The organism is Paraburkholderia sp. CNPSo 3272 (genome assembly GCF_024206495.1).
Taxonomy (GTDB): domain Bacteria; phylum Pseudomonadota; class Gammaproteobacteria; order Burkholderiales; family Burkholderiaceae; genus Paraburkholderia.
Window position 1 is genome coordinate 72,787 of sequence record NZ_JAMBPQ010000020.1, and the last position, 21,783, is coordinate 94,569.

General features: G+C 63.6%; 21 protein-coding genes and 2 tRNA genes. 21 read left to right on the forward strand and 2 right to left on the reverse strand.

Annotation, left to right across the window (positions count from 1 at the left end; genetic code table 11):
* Positions 1-149 precede the first annotated feature (149 nt).
* Both M3I53_RS23070 and M3I53_RS23075 read left to right on the forward strand, forming a co-directional pair.
* Positions 150-929 carry an SDR family oxidoreductase gene (locus M3I53_RS23070; protein ID WP_028204260.1) on the forward strand — a complete coding sequence of 260 codons (780 nt, stop codon included), beginning with the start codon at positions 150-152 and terminating at the stop codon, positions 927-929.
* 64 nt (positions 930-993) lie between these two features.
* The gene (locus M3I53_RS23075; RefSeq protein ID WP_254318158.1) at positions 994-1,434 is read left to right on the forward strand and encodes a thioesterase family protein; all 441 of its coding nucleotides are present in this window, start codon (positions 994-996) and stop codon (positions 1,432-1,434) included.
* A gap of 48 nt (positions 1,435-1,482) precedes the next feature.
* Here M3I53_RS23075 and M3I53_RS23080 read toward each other — a convergent pair whose 3' ends face one another.
* On the reverse strand, positions 1,483-2,055 hold the full coding sequence (locus M3I53_RS23080) for a LuxR C-terminal-related transcriptional regulator (protein WP_254318159.1): 573 nt from the start codon (positions 2,053-2,055) through the stop codon (positions 1,483-1,485).
* Positions 2,056-2,312: 257 nt separating this feature from the next.
* Between M3I53_RS23080 and M3I53_RS23085 the strand changes: the two genes are divergently transcribed.
* From M3I53_RS23085 to M3I53_RS23160, 16 genes are all read left to right on the forward strand, one after another.
* The gene (locus tag M3I53_RS23085) at positions 2,313-3,032 is read left to right on the forward strand and encodes a CoA transferase subunit A (RefSeq protein WP_254318160.1); all 720 of its coding nucleotides are present in this window, start codon (positions 2,313-2,315) and stop codon (positions 3,030-3,032) included.
* A gap of 15 nt (positions 3,033-3,047) precedes the next feature.
* The gene (locus M3I53_RS23090) at positions 3,048-3,689 is read left to right on the forward strand and encodes a CoA transferase subunit B (protein ID WP_158757489.1); all 642 of its coding nucleotides are present in this window, start codon (positions 3,048-3,050) and stop codon (positions 3,687-3,689) included.
* Between the two features lie 170 nt (positions 3,690-3,859).
* Positions 3,860-4,753, forward strand: coding sequence for an alpha/beta fold hydrolase (locus M3I53_RS23095; RefSeq protein ID WP_254318161.1), 894 nt, complete (start codon positions 3,860-3,862; stop codon positions 4,751-4,753).
* Positions 4,754-4,849: 96 nt separating this feature from the next.
* On the forward strand, positions 4,850-5,203 hold the full coding sequence (locus M3I53_RS23100; protein WP_035530931.1) for a RidA family protein: 354 nt from the start codon (positions 4,850-4,852) through the stop codon (positions 5,201-5,203).
* A 60-nt stretch (positions 5,204-5,263) separates the two neighbouring features.
* On the forward strand, positions 5,264-7,513 hold the full coding sequence (locus M3I53_RS23105; RefSeq protein ID WP_254318162.1) for a bifunctional (p)ppGpp synthetase/guanosine-3',5'-bis(diphosphate) 3'-pyrophosphohydrolase: 2,250 nt from the start codon (positions 5,264-5,266) through the stop codon (positions 7,511-7,513).
* Positions 7,514-7,599: 86 nt separating this feature from the next.
* Positions 7,600-7,676, forward strand: a tRNA-Val gene (locus tag M3I53_RS23110).
* 291 nt (positions 7,677-7,967) lie between these two features.
* The gene (gene thrS, locus M3I53_RS23115; RefSeq protein WP_254318163.1) at positions 7,968-9,875 is read left to right on the forward strand and encodes a threonine--tRNA ligase; all 1,908 of its coding nucleotides are present in this window, start codon (positions 7,968-7,970) and stop codon (positions 9,873-9,875) included.
* A 50-nt stretch (positions 9,876-9,925) separates the two neighbouring features.
* On the forward strand, positions 9,926-10,447 hold the full coding sequence (gene infC / locus M3I53_RS23120) for a translation initiation factor IF-3 (protein WP_084068824.1): 522 nt from the start codon (positions 9,926-9,928) through the stop codon (positions 10,445-10,447).
* A 292-nt stretch (positions 10,448-10,739) separates the two neighbouring features.
* Positions 10,740-10,937 (forward strand): 50S ribosomal protein L35, encoded by a 198-nt coding sequence (gene rpmI, locus M3I53_RS23125; protein WP_004191477.1) that lies wholly within the window; start codon positions 10,740-10,742, stop codon positions 10,935-10,937.
* Positions 10,938-10,967: 30 nt separating this feature from the next.
* A complete protein-coding gene (gene rplT / locus M3I53_RS23130) occupies positions 10,968-11,327 on the forward strand; it encodes a 50S ribosomal protein L20 (RefSeq protein ID WP_004192938.1) in 360 nt (119 codons plus the stop codon).
* Between the two features lie 223 nt (positions 11,328-11,550).
* Complete coding sequence (gene pheS, locus M3I53_RS23135; RefSeq protein WP_254318164.1) at positions 11,551-12,564, forward strand: phenylalanine--tRNA ligase subunit alpha; 1,014 nt, start codon at positions 11,551-11,553, stop codon at positions 12,562-12,564.
* 109 nt (positions 12,565-12,673) lie between these two features.
* Complete coding sequence (gene pheT, locus M3I53_RS23140) at positions 12,674-15,130, forward strand: phenylalanine--tRNA ligase subunit beta (RefSeq protein ID WP_254318165.1); 2,457 nt, start codon at positions 12,674-12,676, stop codon at positions 15,128-15,130.
* 91 nt (positions 15,131-15,221) lie between these two features.
* The gene (locus M3I53_RS23145) at positions 15,222-15,632 is read left to right on the forward strand and encodes an integration host factor subunit alpha (RefSeq protein WP_028204248.1); all 411 of its coding nucleotides are present in this window, start codon (positions 15,222-15,224) and stop codon (positions 15,630-15,632) included.
* Positions 15,633-15,802: 170 nt separating this feature from the next.
* Complete coding sequence (locus M3I53_RS23150) at positions 15,803-16,201, forward strand: MerR family transcriptional regulator (protein ID WP_254318166.1); 399 nt, start codon at positions 15,803-15,805, stop codon at positions 16,199-16,201.
* A 93-nt stretch (positions 16,202-16,294) separates the two neighbouring features.
* Positions 16,295-16,371, forward strand: a tRNA-Pro gene (locus M3I53_RS23155).
* 248 nt (positions 16,372-16,619) lie between these two features.
* Entirely contained in the window at positions 16,620-17,558 is a 939-nt protein-coding gene (locus M3I53_RS23160) for a DMT family transporter (protein WP_254318167.1), read from the forward strand.
* 139 nt (positions 17,559-17,697) lie between these two features.
* Here M3I53_RS23160 and M3I53_RS23165 read toward each other — a convergent pair whose 3' ends face one another.
* The gene (locus M3I53_RS23165; protein WP_254318168.1) at positions 17,698-19,101 is read right to left on the reverse strand and encodes an MFS transporter; all 1,404 of its coding nucleotides are present in this window, start codon (positions 19,099-19,101) and stop codon (positions 17,698-17,700) included.
* A gap of 637 nt (positions 19,102-19,738) precedes the next feature.
* Here M3I53_RS23165 and M3I53_RS23170 point away from each other — a divergent pair.
* The 3 genes from M3I53_RS23170 (at position 19,739) to M3I53_RS23180 (ending at position 21,778) form a co-directional block, all read left to right on the forward strand.
* Positions 19,739-20,308: an acyloxyacyl hydrolase gene (locus M3I53_RS23170; protein ID WP_254318169.1), complete on the forward strand. Its 570-nt coding sequence runs from the start codon at positions 19,739-19,741 to the stop codon at positions 20,306-20,308.
* A 108-nt stretch (positions 20,309-20,416) separates the two neighbouring features.
* Positions 20,417-20,737: a DUF190 domain-containing protein gene (locus M3I53_RS23175; protein ID WP_254318170.1), complete on the forward strand. Its 321-nt coding sequence runs from the start codon at positions 20,417-20,419 to the stop codon at positions 20,735-20,737.
* Between the two features lie 180 nt (positions 20,738-20,917).
* Positions 20,918-21,778, forward strand: coding sequence for a 3-hydroxybutyryl-CoA dehydrogenase (locus tag M3I53_RS23180; RefSeq protein WP_254318171.1), 861 nt, complete (start codon positions 20,918-20,920; stop codon positions 21,776-21,778).
* The last annotated feature ends 5 nt before the right edge of the window (positions 21,779-21,783 follow it).

Here is a 21,783-nt window from a genome sequence, read left to right on the forward strand (position 1 = left end):
TTTTTTCGGGTTCGTATTGTCGGGTAACGTTCCCCGCGCCGCAACCCAACAGGCTAACATTAGCACGACCGTTCTATTCTGCGGCGTCCGATTTGGCGGGCCGACCCCGCCGCGTTCTGGCGCTTATTACCTCTGAACAGGAACCGGAAATGGGCCGTTCGATCAATCTGGAAGGCAAGGTCGCGATGATCACGGGGGCCTCGAGCGGGCTCGGCAAGCGTTTCGCCCAAGTGCTCTCGCAGGCGGGTGCAAAGGTCGTGCTGGCGAGCCGACGCGTGGAGCGGCTCAAGGAGCTGCGCGCCGAAATCGAGGCGAGCGGGGGCGCCGCGCACGTCGTTTCGCTCGACGTGACCGACTACCAGAGCATTCGCTCGGCGGTCGCGCATGCGGAAACCGAGGCGGGGACCATCGACATCCTCGTGAACAACTCGGGCGTCTCCACGACGCAAAAGCTGGCCGACGTCACGCCCGCCGACTTCGAGTACGTGTTCGACACCAACACGCGCGGCGCCTTTTTCGTGGCCCAGGAAGTGGCCAAACGCATGATCATGCGCGGCAACGGCGGCGGCCCGAAGCCGGCCTACCGCATCATCAATATCGCTTCGGTGGCGGGTCTGCGTGTGCTGCCGCAAATCGGCCTGTACGCGATCAGCAAGGCCGCCGTCGTCCACATGACGAAGGCGATGGCGCTCGAGTGGGGCCGCCACGGCATCAACGTGAACGCGATCTGCCCGGGCTACATCGACACGGAGATCAACCACCACCACTGGTCGACCGAGCAGGGGCAAAAGCTCGTTTCGATGCTGCCGCGCCACCGCGTCGGCAAACCCGAAGACCTGGACGGCCTGCTGCTGCTGCTCGCCGCCGACGAGTCGTCGTTCATCAACGGTTCGATCATCACCGCCGACGACGGCTTCGGACTCACCTGAACTGAGGCGAGTCCGGCCGCCGGCCGGCATTCTGTTTTTCGCAACAACACGAAGTTGAAGTGCAATGAGTGACTACCACCCCGTATTTGAAATGACCATGCCGATCCGTTGGGGAGACATGGACGCGTTCGGCCATGTGAACAACACGGTCTATTTCCGCTACATGGAGCAGGTGCGGATTTCCTGGTTCGAGCATCTGGGCGTGGCCGCGGAGAGCGGCGACGGCCAGGGGCCCGTGATCGTCAATGCTTCGATGGAATTCCTCAAGCAGTTGCATTACCCCGGCGACATCGTCTGCACGATGACCGTCGGCCAGCCCGGCCGCAGCAGCTTCGACACCGGTTTCGAACTGCGCCGCGCCGACGAGCCGGACACCCTCTACGCACGCGGGAATGCGCGCTGTGTGTGGATCGACTACGCGGCAGGCAAATCGGTGCCGATTCCCGACATGCTGCGCGCCACCATCGAGCATGCCGGACTGGTCAAGTCCGACCGGATAGGCTAGGCGCCCCCAAGTCGCGCGCTGCCCGCCAGTGCGCGGGCCTTGGCGCCCTTACTGGCCGAGCAGCCGCTGCAGCAGCTCGGTGGCGTTGCCGGTGTCGTACTTGCGCATGAGGCGCGCGCGATAGACATCCACGGTGCGCGGGCTGATCTCGAGAATCCGCCCGATCTGCTTGCTGGTCTTGCCCGTCACGAGCTGCGCGGCGATCTCGCGCTCGCGCGGCGTGAGTTCGATGGCCACGCGCCGCGTCGCGCTCAAGTCTTCAAACGTCCAGACGCCCGCGGCGTGCGGCTCAGCGCGATCGAGCGAGCGCCCCGTCACGTGACACCAGAAGAGTTCGCCACTGGCGCGCTTCATGATGCGGTCGTCGGCGTAACTGCCTTGCGCCGTCATGATCGGCGGGATGCGTGCGCCAATGCGCTCGAACTCGTCCGCGGAAGGGTAGAGCACCTGGAACGACTGGCCGATCAGCGCCTCGCGTGCGCAGCCGAAGATCGCGGCGACCTGGTCGTTGCAATCGACGATGGTGCGCTCGCGCGCCAGTACGAGGCCGATGGGCGCGAGATGGAACGCGGTCTGGTAGTCGAGAGCGGAGCGCTCGACGGGTTGGGTGGGAGCAGCCATGGCGGACGGTGCGGGTATTGCTTTATGTAGTTTTGCGTATTGTGCCGCATCAGGGGGCCAGCGTACGCTTTGCACCCATCGGAGGGGCAGTTTTCGAGGCTCGCGCGGCTCGTTTGGGTCCGTGCGCACGCGCCGGCCGGGCTGCCGGCTTCACGGCAACGCCGCCGGGGCATGACTAGAATTGAACATCCGGACGCGCTAGACGTCCGCGCGACAAACCGGATTGGCGGATTTCCATTCGAGGAAGGGACACACTGATGAACAAGGTCTATAAAAGCGCGGCTGCCGCGCTCGAGGGCATCGTCAAGGACGGCCACACATTCGCGGTTGGCGGTTTTGGGCTGTGCGGCATTCCCGAAGCCCTGATCGCCGCTTTGCGCGATACGGGCGTGAAGGGCATCACCTGCATCAGCAACAACGCGGGCGTGGACGGCTTCGGCCTCGGCCTGCTGCTGGAGACGCGCCAGATCAAGAAAATGATCTCGTCCTACGTGGGCGAGAACAAGGAATTCGAGCGCCAGTATCTGTCGGGCGAACTCGAACTCGAATTCACGCCGCAGGGCACGCTGGCTGAAAAGCTGCGCGCGGGGGGCGCCGGCATTCCGGCGTTCTTCACGAATACCGGCTTCGGCACGCTGATCGCCGAAGGCAAGGAAACGCGCCAGTTCGGCGACAAGCACTACGTGCTCGAGCAGTCGCTCACGGCAGACGTCGCGCTCGTGAAGGCGTGGAAGGCCGACAAGTCGGGCAACCTGGTCTTCCGCCGCACGGCGCGCAACTTCAACCCGATGTGCGCGATGGCGGGCAAGATCACCGTGGCGGAAGTGGAGGAGATCGTCGAGAACGGCGCACTCGATCCGGACGCCGTTCATACGCCGGGCATCTTCGTACAGCGCATCGTGCTCAACGCGCACCCGGAAAAGCGCATCGAACAACGCACCGTGCGCGCCGCAGCTGGCAAACCCGCGGGCAACTGAGGAAGGAGACCGACCATGGCATGGAATCGTGACGAAATGGCCGCGCGCGCGGCGAAGGAACTGCAGGACGGCTTCTACGTGAACCTCGGCATCGGGCTGCCGACGCTCGTGGCCAACCACGTGCCCGCGGGCGTGGAAGTATGGCTGCAGTCGGAAAACGGCCTGCTCGGCATCGGCCCGTTCCCGACCGAGGACGAAGTGGACGCCGACATGATCAACGCCGGCAAGCAGACCGTGACGACGCTGGCGGGTTCGTCGATTTTCTCGTCCGCGGACTCGTTCGCGATGATTCGCGGCGGCCACATCAATCTGGCGATCCTCGGCGCGATGCAGGTGAGCGAGAAGGGCGACCTGGCCAACTGGATGATCCCCGGCAAGATGATCAAGGGCATGGGCGGCGCGATGGACCTCGTGGCGGGCGTCGGCCGCGTGGTCGTGCTGATGGAGCACGTCGCGAAGGGCGACCAGCACAAGATCCTCGAGGCCTGCACCTTGCCGCTGACGGGCGTGGGCGTGGTCGATCTCATCATCACCGACCTCGGTGTGATGGAAGTGAGCGACGCGGGTCTGAAGGTGACCGAACTGGCGCCGGGCGTGACGGTCGACGAGATCAAGGCGAAGACGGGCGCGCCGCTCGATGTGAGCGCCGTGAGCTGAGCGTCGGAGCGTAAGCACGATTGGCGGCGGGCGAGACTTCGGTCTCGCCCGTTTCGTTTTTGCGCATGGCTTGCGCACGGTTCGCGTGCGGCTTGACCGGCGATGCCGTGCGGCAAAGCCGTTTACAATCGGCCGAAAACCTTGATGCGCCTTCGAACGAGGATCTCGCGATGACCGAATCGACCGTAGTGCCGCGCCAGCAGTACGTCCAGTGTCTCAGTCCCGCGGGCCTGCACCGCATCGCGTACACGGAGTGGGGCGACCCCGCCAACCCGCGCGTGCTCGTGTGCGTGCATGGACTCACGCGCTCGGGGCGCGACTTCGACCGCTTCGCGGCCGCGATGGCCGACCGGTATCGCGTCGTGTGCCCCGATGTGGCCGGGCGGGGACTGTCGTCGTGGCTGCTCGACCCGCGCGGTTACGGCGTCGCGCAGTACGTGGCGGACATGGTCACGTTGATCGCGCGAACCGGCGTGGAGAAGGTGGACTGGTTCGGCACTTCGATGGGCGGCCTGATCGGCATCGCGCTCGCGGGGCTGCCGGGCGCGCCCATTGGGCGCATGCTGCTCAACGACGTCGGGCCGCGTATCGAATCCGCGTCGCTCACGCGCATCGGCCAGTATGTCGGGCAAGGCGGGTCTTTCGCTACGCTCCAGGAAGGCATCGACAACGCGGCGCTTCTCGCGGCCTCGTTCGGCCCGTTGAGTGTCGATGAATGGCGCGAGATCAATACGCCGTTGCTGCATGAAGTGGAAGGCAAGTGGCGCTACCGTTACGACCCGCGCATTGCGGAGCCCTTCAAGTCGATCACGCCCGAGCAGAACGAGGAGGGCGAGAAGTTCCTGTGGCGCTCGCTCGCTGCGTTCGAAGGGCCTGTGCTCGTCGTGCGCGGCGCGCTTTCGGATCTGCTTTCGCGCGAAACCGTCGCGAAGATGGTCGCGACCGGGCGCCAGGTATCGAGCGTCGAAATCGAGGGCGTCGGGCACGCGCCTGCGTTCCTCGCGCCCGACCAGATCGCGATTGCGCGCCGGTTCTTCGACGGCGAGACCGTTCGCGCGTCATAATATGAGATTGGCCGGCATATTGCGGCGCGCGCCGATGCGCGCCGGATCGTAACGGCCCGGAAGTCGACCGTTTTTCACTTCTCAACAGGGATTTTCATGGCAGTCATTCGTCACCACGTTGGCCCGCGTCTCTCGGAAACCGCCATTCACAATGGCACCGTCTACCTGGCTGGCCAGATCGCCGAAGACACGAATCAGGACATCGGCGGCCAGATGCGCGAAGTGCTCGGCCACATCGACCGCCTGCTGGGTGAGGCGAACAGCGACAAGTCGCTGCTGCTCTCGGTGCAGATCTATATCGCCGACATGAAGGATTTCCCCGGCATGAATGCCGAGTGGGACAAGTGGGTCGCGCAAGGCGCGACGCCGCCGCGCGCGACGGTCGAAGCGAAGCTCGCGAATCCGGAATGCCTCGTTGAGATCGTCGTGGTGGCTGCGCAGCGCGATTGAGCGCAGCTGGTTTGATCCTTTTCGTTGTCGCCCGTCCGGCAAGCCGGCGGGCATCGCCTCATGAGTAGCGATACCGTTCCTCCCGCCCCCGCGGTTTCCGCCGATACCGGCGCGCTGCCGTCGCTCGACGACGCGCTTGCGTTCGTGCGCGAGCACGCCGGCGACGCACGTCTTTCTACGGGCGAGCCGCTCATCGAGCATGCGCAGGGCACGGCATTGATCATGAGCCGGCTCAACGTCGATCCGCCCGCGGTGCTCGCCGCGGCGCTCTTCAATCTCGCACCGCATCTCGACGATCCGGAACGCGCGCTCGAAGCGCGCTTCGGCGCGGAAGTCGCAAAGCTCGTGTTCGACGTGCGCAAGCTCTTGCGGCTCGGCACCGTGAGCCTGCGCGCGGCGCAACATGCCGTGCCCGAAGCGGGGCGCGAAAGTCGCGACGCCCAGGCGGCGCGACGCGCGCAGGTCGAGTCGCTGCGCAAGATGCTGCTCGCGTTCGCGCAGGACATCCGCGTCGTGCTGATCCGGCTCGCGTCGCGTCTGCAGTCGCTGCGCTTTTATGCGGCGGCGAAGATCAAGCCGGCGCCCGAGATCGCGCACGAGACGCTCGAAATCTACGCACCGCTCGCCAACCGCCTCGGCATCTGGCAACTGAAGTGGGAACTCGAAGACCTCGCGTTCCGCTTCCAGGAGCCCGATACCTACAAGCGCATCGCGAAGCTGCTCGACGAAAAGCGCGTGGAGCGCGAGAGCTACGTGTCCGAGGCAATCACGCGGCTGCAGAGCGAGCTTGCCGCTGCGCATATCCAGGCCGAGGTGAGCGGGCGGCCCAAGCACATCTACAGCATCTGGAAGAAGATGCGCGGCAAGGAGATCGACTTCTCCGAGCTTTACGATGTGCGCGCGTTCCGCGTGATCGTGCCCGACATCAAGGATTGCTACACGGTGCTCGGCATCGTGCACAACCTCTGGCAGCCGGTGCCGAGGGAATTCGATGACTACATCTCGCGGCCTAAGCCCAACGGTTATCGGTCGCTGCATACGGTCGTGATCGGCGACGACGGCCGCGCGTTCGAAGTGCAGATCCGCACGCAGGAGATGCATCAGTTCGCCGAATACGGCGTGGCCGCGCACTGGCGCTACAAGGAAGCCGGTGCGAAAGGCTATGGCGGCCAGTTCAGCGCGAGCAGCAGCTACGACGAGAAGATCGCGTGGCTGCGCCAGCTGCTCGCCTGGAAGGACGATGTGTCGGATGGCCGCCAGCCGTGGGAGCAGTTGCGTCAGGCCACGCTCGACGACGACCACATCTACGTCCTCACGCCGCAGGCGCGCGTGATCGCGCTGCCGCAGGGCGCGACGCCGCTCGACTTCGCCTATCACCTGCACAGCGAACTGGGCCATCGCTGCCGCGGCGCGCGCGTGGACGGCGCGATGGTGCCGCTCAACACCCAGCTTCGCAACGGCCAGACGGTCGAAATCGTCTCAGTGAAAGAGGGCGGTCCGTCGCGCGACTGGCTCAATCCGCAGCTCGGTTATCTGCAAAGCCCGCGCGCGCGCCAGAAGGTCCGCGCGTGGTTCAACGCGATCGAGGCGCAGGAAAACATCGCCAACGGCCGCGCGATGGTGGAAAAGACGCTGCAGCGCGAGGGCCGCACGTCGGTCAGTCTCGATCAGCTCGCGGCCAAGCTGGGCTTCAAGTCGCCCGACGACCTCTTCAGCGTGGTCGGCAAGGAAGAGTTCAGCCTGCGCAACGTCGAGCACGCGCTGCACGACGCGCCCACGGCCGAGCCCGAGGAAGAGACGCCCGAGCAGCTCACCAAGCGCGCGAGCGGCGCGAACGTCGCGCATGGCGGGTCGTCGGGCGTGCTGGTAGTGGGCGTGGACGCGCTTCTTACGCAGCTCGCACGCTGTTGCCGACCCGCGCCGCCCGACGCGATCAGCGGGTTCGTCACGCGCGGCAAGGGCATGTCGATCCATCGCAGCGACTGCCCGACCTTCCGGCGCATGGCCAACCGGGCGCCCGAGCGAGTGCTGCACACCACATGGTCCGCCGACGTGATGGGCGGGCGCGGCCAGTCGGTCTATCCGGTCGACATCTCGGTCGAGGCCACCGACCGCCAAGGTTTGCTGCGCGACATCTCCGAAGTCTTCGCGCGCGAGAAGATGAACGTGATCGGCGTGAAGACGCAGTCGCGCCGCAATGCAGCGTATATGCAGTTCACGGTGGAGGTGTCGAATTCGGCGCAGATCCAGCGCGCCTGCGTGCTGCTGGGCGAGGTGGGCGGCGTGCAGCGGGCGTCGCGCCGGGGTTGAGGCGCCCAGGCGAGGCGGGCAAAGATTGCCGCGCTGCAAAAAATACTTGCCAAGTCTGCGGCTGCTTCATATAATCTCTCTTCTTCAGGCTCGTAGCTCAGCTGGTTAGAGCACCACCTTGACATGGTGGGGGTCGTTGGTTCGAGTCCAATCGAGCCTACCAACGAAATCGAGTCCTTGGCTTTTACCGGGGGCTCAAGGCAGTAAATGCACAAAGGGCGCTGCGCCTGCAAAGGAAGCGCCATAAGGCGAATACGGTTATGACACCGCGAACGTTTACCGAAACTACTTCGGAGCGACGCTAGTCGAGGACCTCTTTCGCCTCTGCACTCAGGTTTGAAAAGTGAATGCGGCCCCTCGAAAGCGGGGCCGCATTTTTTTTCGCTGCGAAGTTTTCCGCGGTCTGTTCCCACGAACAATACGATGTGCCTGCGCGGCACTTCTGGAGAAAAAAATGGTTGCGATACGTCTGCCCGACGGTTCGGTTCGACAGTACGATCATCCCGTCACGGTCGCCGAAGTGGCGGCTTCGATTGGCCCCGGTCTCGCCAAGGCGGCGCTCGGCGGCAAGCTCGACGGCGAACTGGTCGATACGTCGACGCTGATCGATCGGGACGCATCGCTCGCCATCGTCACGGACAAGGACGCCGACGGTCTCGACATCATCCGTCACTCGACGGCGCACTTGCTCGCCTACGCGGTGAAGGAGCTCTATCCGCAAGCGCAGGTCACGATCGGGCCGGTCATCGACAACGGCTTCTATTACGACTTCGCCTACAACCGCCCCTTCACGCCCGAAGATCTCGAGAAGATCGAAAAGCGCATGCAGGAACTCTCGAAGAAGGACGAGCCGGTGTCGCGCCGCGTCGTCACGCGCGGCGAGGCCGTGGACTACTTCAAGAGCATCGGCGAGAAGTACAAGGCCGAGATCATCGAATCGATTCCGGGCGACCAGGACATCAAGCTGTACTCGCACGGCGGCTTCACGGACCTGTGCCGCGGCCCGCACGTGCCGTCCACGGGCAAGCTGAAGGTCTTCAAGCTCATGAAGGTCGCGGGCGCCTACTGGCGCGGCGACTCGAAGAACGAGCAGCTGCAGCGCATCTACGGCACGGCCTGGACGAAGAAGGAAGACCAGGACCAGTACCTCCACATGCTCGAAGAGGCCGAGAAGCGCGACCACCGCAAGCTCGGCAAGCAGCTCGACCTGTTCCACATGCAGGACGAGTCGCCGGGCATGGTGTTCTGGCACCCGAAGGGCTGGACGCTCTGGCAGCAGGTCGAGCAATACATGCGCGGCCGCCTGCGCGTGGCCGGCTACGACGAAATCAAGACGCCGATGATCATGGACCGCTCGCTCTGGGAAGCGTCGGGTCACTGGCAGAACTATCGTGAAAACATGTTCACGACGGAGTCGGAAAAGCGCGACTACGCGATCAAGCCGATGAACTGCCCGGGCCATGTCCAGGTGTTCAACCACGGCCTGCGCTCGTATCGCGATCTGCCCCTGCGTTACGCGGAGTTCGGCTCGTGCCATCGCAACGAGGCGTCGGGCGCGCTGCACGGCCTCATGCGCGTGCGCGGTTTCGTTCAGGACGATGCGCACATCTTCTGTACCGAAGACCAGATCATCAGCGAGTCGATCGCCTTCAATACGCTGGCGATGAGCATCTACAAGGATTTCGGGTTCGATCACATCGACATCAAGCTCTCGCTGCGCCCGGATTCGCGCGCGGGGACGGATGAAACGTGGGATCGCGCCGAACAGGGCCTGCGCGAGGCGCTCACGGCCTGCGGCCTGCAGTGGGAAGAGCTGCCGGGCGAGGGCGCGTTCTACGGTCCGAAGGTCGAATACCACATCAAGGACGCGCTCGGCCGCTCGTGGCAGTGCGGCACGCTTCAGCTCGACATGGTCCTACCGGAGCGCCTTGGCGCCGAGTACGTGGCCGAGGATAACAGCCGCCGCCGCCCGATCATGCTGCACCGCGCCATCCTCGGTTCGATGGAGCGTTTCCTCGGGATTCTGATCGAGCACCATGCCGGTGCGATGCCGCCGTGGCTCGCTCCGGTGCAGGCCGTTGTGATGAATATCGCGGAAAGTCAGGCCGAATATGCCGCGAATCTGGTCCAATCGTTGCAAAAACAAGGGCTTAGAGTGGTAGCCGATTTGCGCAACGAGAAAATTAGCTATAAAATACGCGAGCACACGCTTGAGAAGGTCCCGTACCTGCTTGTCGTCGGCGACAAGGAGCGTGAAGCGCAAACGGTAGCCGTGCGTGCCCGTGGCGGCGTCGATCTGGGTGTCATGCCCGTCGAGGCCTTTACCGCGCGTCTTGCGGAAGACGTCAAGACGTTCAAGTAAGCCACTGCGGCAGCGCGGCTCGTTTTTTTAATTTTTAGAGGAAACGTAACATCGCTACGGATAAGTCGCATCGCATCAACGGTGAAATCACTGCACCCGAGGTGCGTCTCGTCGGAATCGAGAACGAGCCGCTCGGCATTGTAAAGCTGGCCGATGCGTTCCGCATGTCGGAACAGCAGGACGTCGATCTGGTTGAAATTGCTCCTCAGGCGGTGCCTCCCGTATGCCGCTTGATGGATTACGGCAAGTTCAAGTACCAGGAATCGAAGAAGCAGCACGAGGCCAAGCTCAAGCAAAAGGTCATCCAGGTCAAGGAAGTCAAGTTCCGCCCGGGTACCGACGACGGCGATTACAACGTCAAGCTGCGCAATCTCATCCGCTTCCTCGATGAAGGCGACAAGACGAAGATCACGTTGCGTTTCCGGGGCCGCGAAATGGCCCACCAGGAAATCGGTATGCGCATGCTCGAGCGCCTGCGCACCGACCTCGAAGAAGTCGGTCAGGTCGAGCAAATGCCGAAGATGGAAGGGCGCCAGATGATCATGGTGCTCTCGCCCAAGAAGAAGAAGTAATTGGCGTGCCGCGCGGTGTGATTTGCGCGGCGGTCAAAGGCAGTTTTCAGTGACGTCTTCGGCGCCAGGGTGCGCGGAAGGCGGCAAGCAGGTTCCGGAACGGCGCCCGCGCGCTGCACGTGAAGTGCGGCAAACGGGCGCTTTTCCTGAAAGCGGCGGCGAGCTTGTTTTTCAAAAGCCAGCCAGTCGCCAAAACAAGTGGAGTGGGTTTCGAAGGGCGGAGTCCCGGCAACGTGTGTGAACACCGCGCCAACCGCACACCCATGTCCATCAAATAATGGAGTTGTCTGTCATGCCGAAGATGAAGACCAAGAAGAGCGCTGCAAAGCGCTTCGTGGTTCGTCCGGGCGGTACCGTCAAGCGCGGTCAAGCCTTCAAGCGTCACATCCTGACCAAGAAGACCACCAAGAACAAGCGTCATCTGCGTGGTGCAACGGCCGTTCATGATTCCGATCTGAACTCCGTGCGCGCAATGCTGCCGTTCGCGTAATCCTCAACCGATAACTCATAGGAGCGAAACATGCCTCGAGTCAAACGTGGGGTTACCGCACGGGCCCGCCACAAGAAGATCATCAACCTGGCCAAGGGTTACCGCGGCCGTCGCAATAACGTCTATCGCATCGCCAAGCAGGCGGTCATGCGCGCAGGCCAGTACGCCTATCGCGATCGCCGCAACAAGAAGCGTGTGTTCCGCGCACTGTGGATCACGCGTATCAACGCGGCGGTGCGTCAGCACGACATGACCTACAGCGTGTTCATCAACGGCCTGAAGAAGGCTTCGATCGAACTCGACCGCAAGGTTCTGGCTGACATGGCTGTGTTCGACAAGGCTGCATTTGCTGCGATCGTCAAGCAGGTGAAGGCCGCCGTCGCTGCCTGATAGCAGGTATTGCGCAGGTTCGTTGCAGCAGACATTCCGGTAGTCTCGGTGATGCTGCAACAAAAACGGGGCTCCTCACCGAGCCCCGTTTTTGTTGGTAATTACGCTTCTTGCGCCGCTTCATGGTGTGTCTTCGCGTCGTCATTGCCAGGCGTCATCATGGCGTGCCGTGAGCGCGGAGAGGCTCCAAGTCTCAAACTCTGACGCTGAAAAGATGGGATCAATGGATCTGGACCAGATTGTCGCCGACGCGCAAAGCGCGTTCGCCTCCGCCCCCGACGTCAACACGCTTGAAAACGAAAAGGCCCGCTTTCTCGGCAAGTCCGGCGCGCTGACCGAACTGCTCAAGGGCCTCGGCAAGCTCGACGCGGAAACGCGCAAGACCGAAGGCGCACGCATCAACGCCGTCAAGCAGCAAGTGGAAGCTGCGCTCACCGCGCGCCGCCAGGCGCTCGCGGACGCGCTCCTGAACCAGCGTCTCGCCGCCGAGGCGATCGACGTCACGCTGCCGGGCCGCGGCACGGGTACGGGCAGCCTGCACCCCGTGATGCAGACGTGGGAACGCGTCGAGCGCATTTTCGGCTCGATCGGCTTCGACGTGGCCGACGGTCCCGAGATCGAAACCGACTGGTACAACTTCACCTCGCTCAACAGCCCGGAGAACCATCCGGCGCGCTCCATGCAGGACACGTTCTACGTGGACGGCAAGGACGCCGATGGACGTCAGCTTTTGTTGCGCACGCACACGAGTCCGATGCAGGTGCGCTACGCGCGCACGCATACGCCGCCCATCAAGGTGATCGTGCCGGGCCGCACCTATCGCGTGGACAGCGACGCCACGCACTCGCCGATGTTCAACCAGGTCGAAGGCCTGTGGATCGAAGAGAACATCAGCTTCGCAGACCTGAAGGGTGTCTACACCGACTTCCTAAAGAAGTTCTTCGAACGTGACGACATTCAGGTGCGCTTCCGTCCGTCGTACTTCCCGTTCACGGAGCCGTCGGCCGAAATCGACATGATGTTCGAGCACGGCAAGAACGCCGGCAAGTGGCTCGAGATCTCGGGCTCGGGCCAGGTGCATCCGACCGTGATCCGCAACATGGGCCTCGACCCGGAGCGCTACATTGGCTTTGCGTTCGGCAGCGGCCTCGAACGCCTGACGATGCTGCGTTATGGCGTGCAGGACCTGCGCCTGTTCTTCGAAGGCGATCTGCGCTTTTTGCGTCAGTTCGCCTGAGCGAAGCGACGCATTCGCTTGCAGTGCGCGAGGCGGACGCAGCACCTGAAGAGGGTGCGCGAGAACCCGCCTACGCGACGGTCACAATCTGTCTGGAACGTAAAACCAAATGCTATTCCCCGAATCCTGGCTGAGAAGCTTTGTCGATCCGAAGCTCACGACCGATGAACTGGCCCACGCGCTCACGATGGCCGGCCTCGAAGTCGAAGGCCTGAGCCCGGCGGCGCCCCCCACCACGAAAATCGTCGTGGGCCGCGTGCTCGAAGTCGTGAAGCACCCGGACGCGGACAAGCTCAACGTCACGCAGGTCGATGCCGGCACCGGCGCGACGCTGCAGATCGTGTGCGGCGCGCCTAACGTCGCGCCCGGCATCAAGGTGCCCGTGGCGCTCGTGGGCGCCGAGCTGCCGCCCGCCGAAGAAGGCGGCAAGCCTTTCGCGATCAAGCTCTCGAAGCTGCGTGGCGTGGAAAGCCAGGGCATGCTGTGCTCGGCGCGCGAGCTGAAGCTCTCGGAAGACCACAGCGGCCTGATGATCCTGCCGGAAGACACGCCGATCGGCCAGGACATCCGCGAAGCGCTCAATCTCGACGACACCATCTTCGAAATCAAGCTCACGCCGAACAAGGCCGATTGCCTTTCGGTGTACGGCATCGCGCGCGAAACGGCCGCGATCACCGGCGCACCGCTGCAGGCGCCCGTGTATCCGAAGGTCGAAGTGAAGCTCGATGAAAAGCTGCCCGTGAAGATCTCGGCGCCGGACCTGTGCGGCCGCTTCTCGGGCCGCGTAATCCGCGGCGTGAACGCGCACGCGAAGACGCCGATGTGGATGGCCGAGCGCCTCGAGCGTTCGGGCCAGCGCAGCATCTCGGCGCTCGTCGATATCTCGAACTACGTGATGCTCGAACTCGGCCGTCCGTCGCACGTGTTCGATCTCGACAAGATCCACGGCTCGATGGACGTGCGCTGGGGCAAGCCGGGCGAGACGCTGAAGCTGCTCAACGGCAATACCGTCGAAGTCGACGAAACCGTGGGCGTGATCGCCGACGACCGCGAGATCGAAAGCCTCGCGGGCATCATGGGCGGTGACAGTACGGCCGTCACGCTCGACACCACGAACATCTATCTCGAAGCCGCCTTCTGGTGGCCGGACAGCATTCGTGGCCGCTCGCGCCGCTACAACTTCTCGACCGATGCAGGCCATCGTTTCGAGCGCGGCGTGGACTGGTCGACGACCGTCGAGCACATCGAGCGCATCACGCAGCTGATCCTCGATATCTGCGGCGGCGCAGCCGGCCCGATCGACGATCAGACCGTGAACGTGCCCAAGCGCGAAGCGGTGAAAATGCGCGTGGCGCGCGCGAACCGCATCATCGGCGTGAAGATCGGCGCCGACGAGATCGCGCAGATTTTCACGCGCCTCGGCCTCACGTTCACGCGTAGCGTCGGCAATGCGGGCGACGAGAGCTTCAGCGTCACGCCGCCGCCGTACCGCTTCGACATCGAGATCGAAGAAGACCTGATCGAAGAAGTCGCGCGTATCTACGGCTTCGAAAAGATTCCGGCGTTGCCGCCTGTTGCCCGCAGCGAAATGCGTGCGACGCACGAAACGCGCCGTTCGATCCACGCCATTCGCCACGCGCTCGCCGCGCGCGACTACGCCGAGACGATCAACTTCAGCTTCGTCGATGCCGAGTGGGAACAGGACTTCGCGGGCAACGCGAATCCCGTCAAGCTGCTGAACCCGATCGCGAGCCAGCTCTCGGTCATGCGCACGACGCTGTTCGGCAGCCTCATCAACGTGCTGCGCCACAACCTCAACCGCCGCGCGGACCGCGTGCGCGTATTCGAAGCGGGCCGCGTGTTCCTGCATGATCCGTCGATCAAGGCGAGCGAGATGACGGTGGAAGGCTTCGCACAACCGAAGATGATCGGCGCGCTCGCGTACGGTCCCGCGCTCGAAGAGCAGTGGGGCGCGCAAACGCGCGCGGTGGACTTCTTCGACGTGAAGGGCGATCTCGAGGCGTTGTTCGCATCGCTCGGCGCCGCGAAGACGCCGCGTTTCGTAAAGGCGGAACACCCGGCGCTGCATCCGGGACGTAGCGCGCGCATCGAAGTCGATGGCCGTGCCGTGGGCTGGATTGGCGAGCTGCATCCGCGCTGGATGCAGAAGTACGATCTGCCGCACGCGCCGATGCTCTTCGAGGTCGAGGCCGACGCACTGATGGCGCGCGAGCTGCCAACGCCTGGCGAAGTCTCGAAATTCCCGCCGGTCCGACGTGACATCGCTCTTGTTGTCGATCAAAAGATCGAGGTGCAAGCGCTGCTCGACGAGTTCCAGAAAGGCATGCAAGACGAGGCTTGCCGGATTGTGCAGAGGGTTGCGCTTTTCGATGAATTTCGTGCAAAATCAAATACTTCCGGACTTGGCGCGGACGAGAAAAGCCTTGCCTTCCGGGTGACCCTGCAAGATACTGGCGGAACCCTTCAGGACGAAACGGTCGATACGGCCATCAAGTCCCTGGTGGATCGCCTGGCTCGAGTGTATGGCGCCCGGTTGCGCGGATAAGCTCCTCGGCTCTTCACGTACCGACATAGGCTTCCGGTTTGCGAGGCAGCAAGTCAACCCCGCGACCGGCAGCGCGCCATTTCATAGATAGATGAACGAAATGAACTCGAGTGATTTCGAAGCCCTTCTTGCGGCACAGCGTAGCGCCATGATTCGCGACATTCCTGCCTCGTCGGCAAGCGCCACGAACGACACGCCCACGCTGACGAAAGCCGAACTCGCTGAGCTGCTGTTCGACAACGTCGGTCTCAACAAGCGCGAAGCGAAAGACATGGTCGAAGCCTTCTTCGAAGTGATTCGCGACGCGCTTGAAAGCGGCGACAGTGTGAAGCTGTCCGGCTTCGGCAATTTTCAGTTGCGCGACAAGCCGCAACGACCCGGCCGTAACCCGAAGACGGGCGAGGCGATACCCATCGCGGCGCGGCGCGTGGTGACGTTCCATGCGAGCCAGAAGTTGAAGGCGCTCGTGGAGAGCGGCGCCGAGGCGAGCTTCCCGCGTTGATGCGTTGAGGTTGTTTGCCCGCGCTGGTATGCCCGCGCCGGTATGCCCGCGCCGGTATGCCCGCGGCGATGGCAGTATGACGGGCGTGAACGTATAAGTAGAAATAGCGGACTTCTAGGACCCAGGCGGCGACGCCTCATTGGGCAACCCACCACGACGGCAACCCGGCGATGACATCGACAAGCGAAAAGGTCGTCTTGCCTCCCATCCCCGCCAAGCGCTACTTCACCATTGGCGAGGTGAGCGAGCTGTGCGGCGTGAAGCCACACGTACTGCGGTATTGGGAGCAGGAGTTCACGCAGCTGAAGCCGGTGAAGCGGCGCGGCAATCGTCGCTATTACCAGCATCACGAGGTATTGCTGATTCGTCGCATTCGCGACCTGCTCTATGAGCAGGGGTTCACGATCAACGGCGCGCGCAATCGGCTCGACTCGCATGGGGCGGCGGCCGATGAAGCCGGGCAGTCGGAAGCCGTGGGGGCGCCGCTTGCCGAAGGCACGACCGCCCTCGTGGACGTCGATCAGTTGCGCAAGGAATTGCTGCACGTGCTCGATCTGCTCGGGCGCTGAAACATCTTGCTGAACGCATGCATATGAGCCGTTCACGAATTACACGCGAAGCGGTTCTAATTAGAGAAACTCTCTGTTATACTTTCTAGCTCTCGGGGCGTAGCGCAGCCTGGTAGCGTACCTGCATGGGGTGCAGGTGGTCGGAGGTTCAAATCCTCTCGCCCCGACCAGAAATAGAGCCCGCGTAATCGAAAGATTACGCGGGCTTTGTCTATTGTGCGCCGCGAAGAAAACAAGAAGCACAGAAAGCGCACGAACGAGACCGCAAGATCCGGCTGTTAATTTTTCTCACATATCGGTGAGAATCCTTCGTTATACGGCGCGTGCCGCTCGCCTTACGATTGGCGAATCTTCGCGCCGGCGATTCGTGCAAATCGCGCGCCCCGCGCAACGTTGTGCTCACTCAGCGCCACTTCACATGAACCCGATCGAACTCGCGCAACTGGTCTTACTCGCCGCCCTGTGGGGCGGGTCGTTTCTATTCATCCGCGTCGGCGTGACCGACTTCGGCGTCGCGCCGCTGATGGCGCTGCGCGTCGGTATCGGCGCGCTGTTCCTGCTGCTCGTGCTGTTTTCACGCCGCCCCGCGCGCGAAGCGCTCGGCACGCTGCGCGAACGCGCGTGGCCGCTTTTCATTGTCGGCATTCTCAATTCGGCCGCGCCGTTCTGTCTATTCGCGTGGGCCGAGCTCACGCTTTCCGCGGGCGTCACGTCCGTGATCAACGCGACCACGCCGCTGTGGGGCGCAGTCGTTGCGTATGTCTGGCTCAAGGATCGTCTGAGCGGGCTGCGCGTAGTCGGGCTCGCGATCGGCTTCGCGGGCGTGCTCGCGCTGGTGTGGGATCAGGTCGTGACGCACGCCGGCGACGGCGCGTCCTCCACCAGCGCTGCGCTCGCCGCCCTTGCGGCGCTGGTCGCAGCGGCGTTGTACGGCGTTGCCGCGAGCTACACGAAGCGCCATCTCACCGGCGTCGATCCGCTCACGGTCGCTGCCGGGACGATGACGGGCGCGACGCTCGTGCTCGCGCCGTTCGCCGTGGCAACCTGGCCCGCTACGCCCATCTCGCTGCATGCCTGGGGCGCGGTGCTCGGCCTTGGCGTAGCGTGCACAGGTATCGCGTATCTGTTGTTCTTCCGCCTGATCGCAGCGGTGGGCCCGGCGCGCGCGATCACGGTGACGTTCGTGATCCCGATCTTCGGCATTCTGTGGGGCGCGCTCTTTCTGGGCGAGCGCGTATCGATGGGCATGGTCGAGGCGTGCGCGGCGATTCTCGTGGGCACAGCGCTCGCCACCGGCTTCGTGAAGCGCTTGCCGGGCCTCACCGCGCGCCGCAGCGGCGCAGGAGCGGAGCGCTAGCAGGGTAGCGCCCGCGCGGCGCGCTGGCCGCGGGTGCCTGCGAGCGCCATGCCGGCGCGCTGCAACGCACTGCCTTGCGAGCTGGATCAACGAAATCGCGCGGCGCCCACCGTCGCGCGATTTGCACTCTGAAGCTCGCTCAAGCCGCCGCGCGAGGCACGGCTTTCACTTCCTTCTCCCGATCGCTGCGGCCACCGCGCCCGATCGGCAACGTCGCGACGATCACTGCCCCGAGCACGAGCAGCACCGCGGAATAGATGAGCCCCGCGGCATAGCTGTGCGTCGCGTCCTTGAGCCAGCCGACCACGAGCGGATTCGCCGCCGAGCTGATATTGCCGATCGCATTGATCACGGCGATACCCACCGCGCGCGCCTGCGGCGTGAACGCTTGATCGGGCGTGGTCCAGAAGATCGACATCGCCGTGTACGACCCCGCCGATGCGAGGCACACGCCAAGCAGCTGCACGAGCGGCGCGCCGCCTTGTGCCGTCAACACGCAGCCGAGGCCGGAGAGCAGCATCGGCGCGGCGAGGTGCCATTTGCGTTCCTGACGACGGTCCGAGCGGCGCCCCCACACGATCATCGCGACGATGGTGACGATCTGCGGAATTGTCGCGACGAGCCCCACGGTGACGTTGCTCGCCCCGGCGCTGAAGCCCTTCACGATCAGCGGCGCCCACACTGCGACCATCGCGAGCGTATTGACGAGGCAGAAGTACGCCGCCGCGAAGCGCAGGACCACCGGCGAGCGCAGTTGCTGCCAGAGGCTGCGTTCGCTCGCTGGCTGCGCCGTGGGCGCAGCAAGGGCATCGGTCGGCTCGGCAAGCGCGGCTTCGAGCGTGTGCTTTTCTTGCGCGCTGAGCCAGCGCGCGGCGCGCGGCGTGTCGTCCAGATAGAAGAACGCCACGCAGCCGAGCAGTGCGGCCGGCATGCCTTCGAGCACGAAGAGCCATTGCCAGCCCGCGAGTCCCGCATGGCCGTCGAGCTTGAGGATGAAGCCCGAGACCGCGGAGCCGAGCGCGGCCGTCACGGGCATCGCGATCATGAAGAGGGCGTTGGCCCGGGCGCGCCACGCGCTCGGGAACCAGCAGGTGAGATAGAGCAGCATGCCGGGCAGAAAGCCTGCCTCGGTCACGCCAACCAGCATGCGCAGCCAGTAAAGCGTGGTGGCGTTGGTGGCGAACATCGTCGCGGTGGAGGCGAGGCCCCACGCAACCATGATGAAGCTGATCCAGCGGCGCGCACCGACGCGCGCGAGCATCAGATTGCCGGGAATGCCGCACGCGATATAGGCGACGTAGAAGAGGGTGGTGGCGAAGCCGAACTGCGTGCTCGAGAGGCCGAGGTCCTTCATCATCGTCAGGCCCGCGAAGCCGATGTTGATGCGGTCGAGGAACGAGACGACGAATAGCAGAAACAGAAAGCCGAGCAAATGGCGCGAGACCTTGCGCGTGACTTGTTCGGTGGCGGCTGCGCAGTTTGACTGCGCTTGTGCGGACGTTTGCGGCACGCGCGAAGCATGCCCTTGCGGGATTGGGCTCATGTGTCTCCTCCTAAGCACCGGGACGTGAGCGTGGCAAGGGTTATGACGTTGTTGTTTGCCGCGGATCACAATTCACGCGGATTATGCGAGGGGCCCGCGCGCTGTCTGTCCTCAATTTGGGTACAGCTACGCGACGTATTGCGCGATGTTCGGGAATACCCGGGTCCAGACATCGTGCCGGTTATACGCAGGAATATCGGGACGAGCCGCGAAACAGAAAATCGTTATTCACAAAATTGAATGCGCGGTAAATCGACAGGCGGTAATTGAGATGGATTCGTAAACAAGGCGAGTTCATATTTCGTAAGTTCTTCTGTAAATCATCGATCAGCGCCATCCTTCCGGATTCGATAATCGAAACTGAAAGCTGTCAGTCAGTCTTTATCAAGCCGCAGCGCCCTGCACGGGTGCGGACTGTTGGCGTGTCTACGAGCGCGTTCGATTTTTCAACGCTAAAATTCGCTCTCATATGTGCGCGGGTCATTAGTGAACATTGGAGCGTGATGGTATTTATTCTGCCCAAATGACACGTGCGTAGCGCATTTTGTATGGCGTTTGCGCTGATGCCGAATCTGCGCAGATCGTGGGTGTGCCCGCTGCATCGCGTCATGCTGAATCGATAGAATCGGGGAACTATATGAACCTGGGAAGATTCGTCTGGCACGCTGATGCAGTGCGTTTGGCGATCGCCGTGCTTTGCGCCTTCGGCGCGGCAAGCGCGCAAGCGGACAACACGTTCGGCGTGCAGCTCGGAGCGGGCGTCGCGGACCACGACGTGAAAAAGCTCGACCTCGGCCTCGTGTGGGATCCGGGTCTGCAGTGGTGGCATATCGGCGGGTATCACTTCACGCTGGTTGGCGAGGCACATGTCGCCTACTGGAAACTGAACGCGCCGGATGCCGTCTACTCGCATATCTGGGAATACGGCGTGACGCCGGTTTTTCGCTTCATCAAGGACAGCGGCTGGTTCAAGCCGTTCATCGAGGCGGGCGTGGGCTTTCACTTTCTCTCGCACGTACGGCAGACGCCGGATCGCGCGACGTCGACGTCGTTCCAGTTCGTCGACATGGTCGGCGTCGGCGCCCAGTTCGGCGAGCACGGCAACTACCAGGCCGGATTCCGTTTCCAGCATTTGTCGAACGCGGATATCAAGGAGCCGAATCCGGGTACGAACTTCAGTCAGATCTACTTCCAGTACAACTTCTAGGGCGCCAGCGGGCCTCCCGGCGTCTGTCAGGGCGCGTGCTAGAATTTTTTTGCATGCCGCCTGTCGCGCGGCGCTCAATGACCGGATTTCCGACTGCATGGAGGTCCCATGCCCGCAGGCGGTCAACTCACGCTCTACACGAGCCGCAAGCACAAGAAGGGCCACAAGTCGGCGGTCGCGTGGATCATCGACGCCGCGCGTGCCCAAGGCGTCTTCGGCATCACCGTGCTGGAAGGCTACGAAGGCCTCGACGCCCACGGAAAGATGCACGCCGCCCACTTCTTCGATCTGGCCGACGAGCCTGCCGTGGTGCTGATCGTCGCCGACGAGCCTTCCATCGACGCGCTCCTCGTCACACTCGAAGCGGGCGGCGTCGAACTCTTCTATACGCGCTCGCCAATCGACTACGGCCGGCTCGGCGGCGCCTGAGCGGCAGGGTTTTCACGCCGCCGCGCAGGCACTTCGCCGCAGGCCCCCCCGTCACGCGAGTTCCGGTCGACTCCCGCAACCCGTTACACTGTGGGGATTGGTGCGGTGCACCACACGCCGCATGACCGGCATTTTCCATAGCGACACGCCGGGGTCGCAGACAAGGAGTGAGGACGAGGCATGGCAATCGAATCGGTAGGGATCGTGGGCGCAGGCACGATGGGCAACGGCATCGCTCAGGCGGTGGCGGTGGCGGGTCTCAAGGCGGTGATGATCGACGTCACCGATGCGGCGCTCGCCAAGGGCGTCGCCACGCTCACCCATAGCCTCGAGCGGCTCGTCTCGAAGGGCAAGCTCGAAGCCGGCGCGCGCGACGCCGCGCTCGCACGCATCGAGACGACCACCGACTACCGGCGCCTCGCGAGCGTCGATCTCGTGATCGAGGCGGCGACCGAAAACGCCGAACTCAAAACGCGCATTCTCAAGCAGATCGAGGCTGCCGCGCGCCCCGACGCGATCGTCGCGTCGAACACCTCGTCGATCTCGATCACGGCGCTCGCGACCACGCTCGCAGACCCGTCGCGCTTCATCGGCATGCACTTCTTCAACCCGGTGCCGATGATGCCGCTCGTCGAGGTGATCCGCGGCCTGCAGACGCGCCCGGAGGTGGCCGAGTCGGTGCGCGAAATGGCGCTGCGCCTCGAGAAGACGCCGATCGCCGTGAAGAACGCGCCGGGCTTCGTGGTGAACCGCATCCTGGTGCCGATGATCAACGAAGCGTTTTTCGTGCTCGCGGAAGGCATTGCGAGCGCCGAGGAGATCGACGCCGGCATGAAGCTCGGCGCCAATCATCCGATCGGCCCGCTTGCGCTGGCGGACCTGATCGGGCTCGACGTGTGTCTCTCGGTGATGGACGTGTTCCTGAAGGACTTCGGCGACTCGAAGTATCGTGCGTGCCCGCTGCTGCGGGAGATGGTCGCGGCGGGCCACCTCGGGCGCAAGACCGGCCGCGGCGTGTATCAGTACGACAAGGTGTCGTAAGGCCT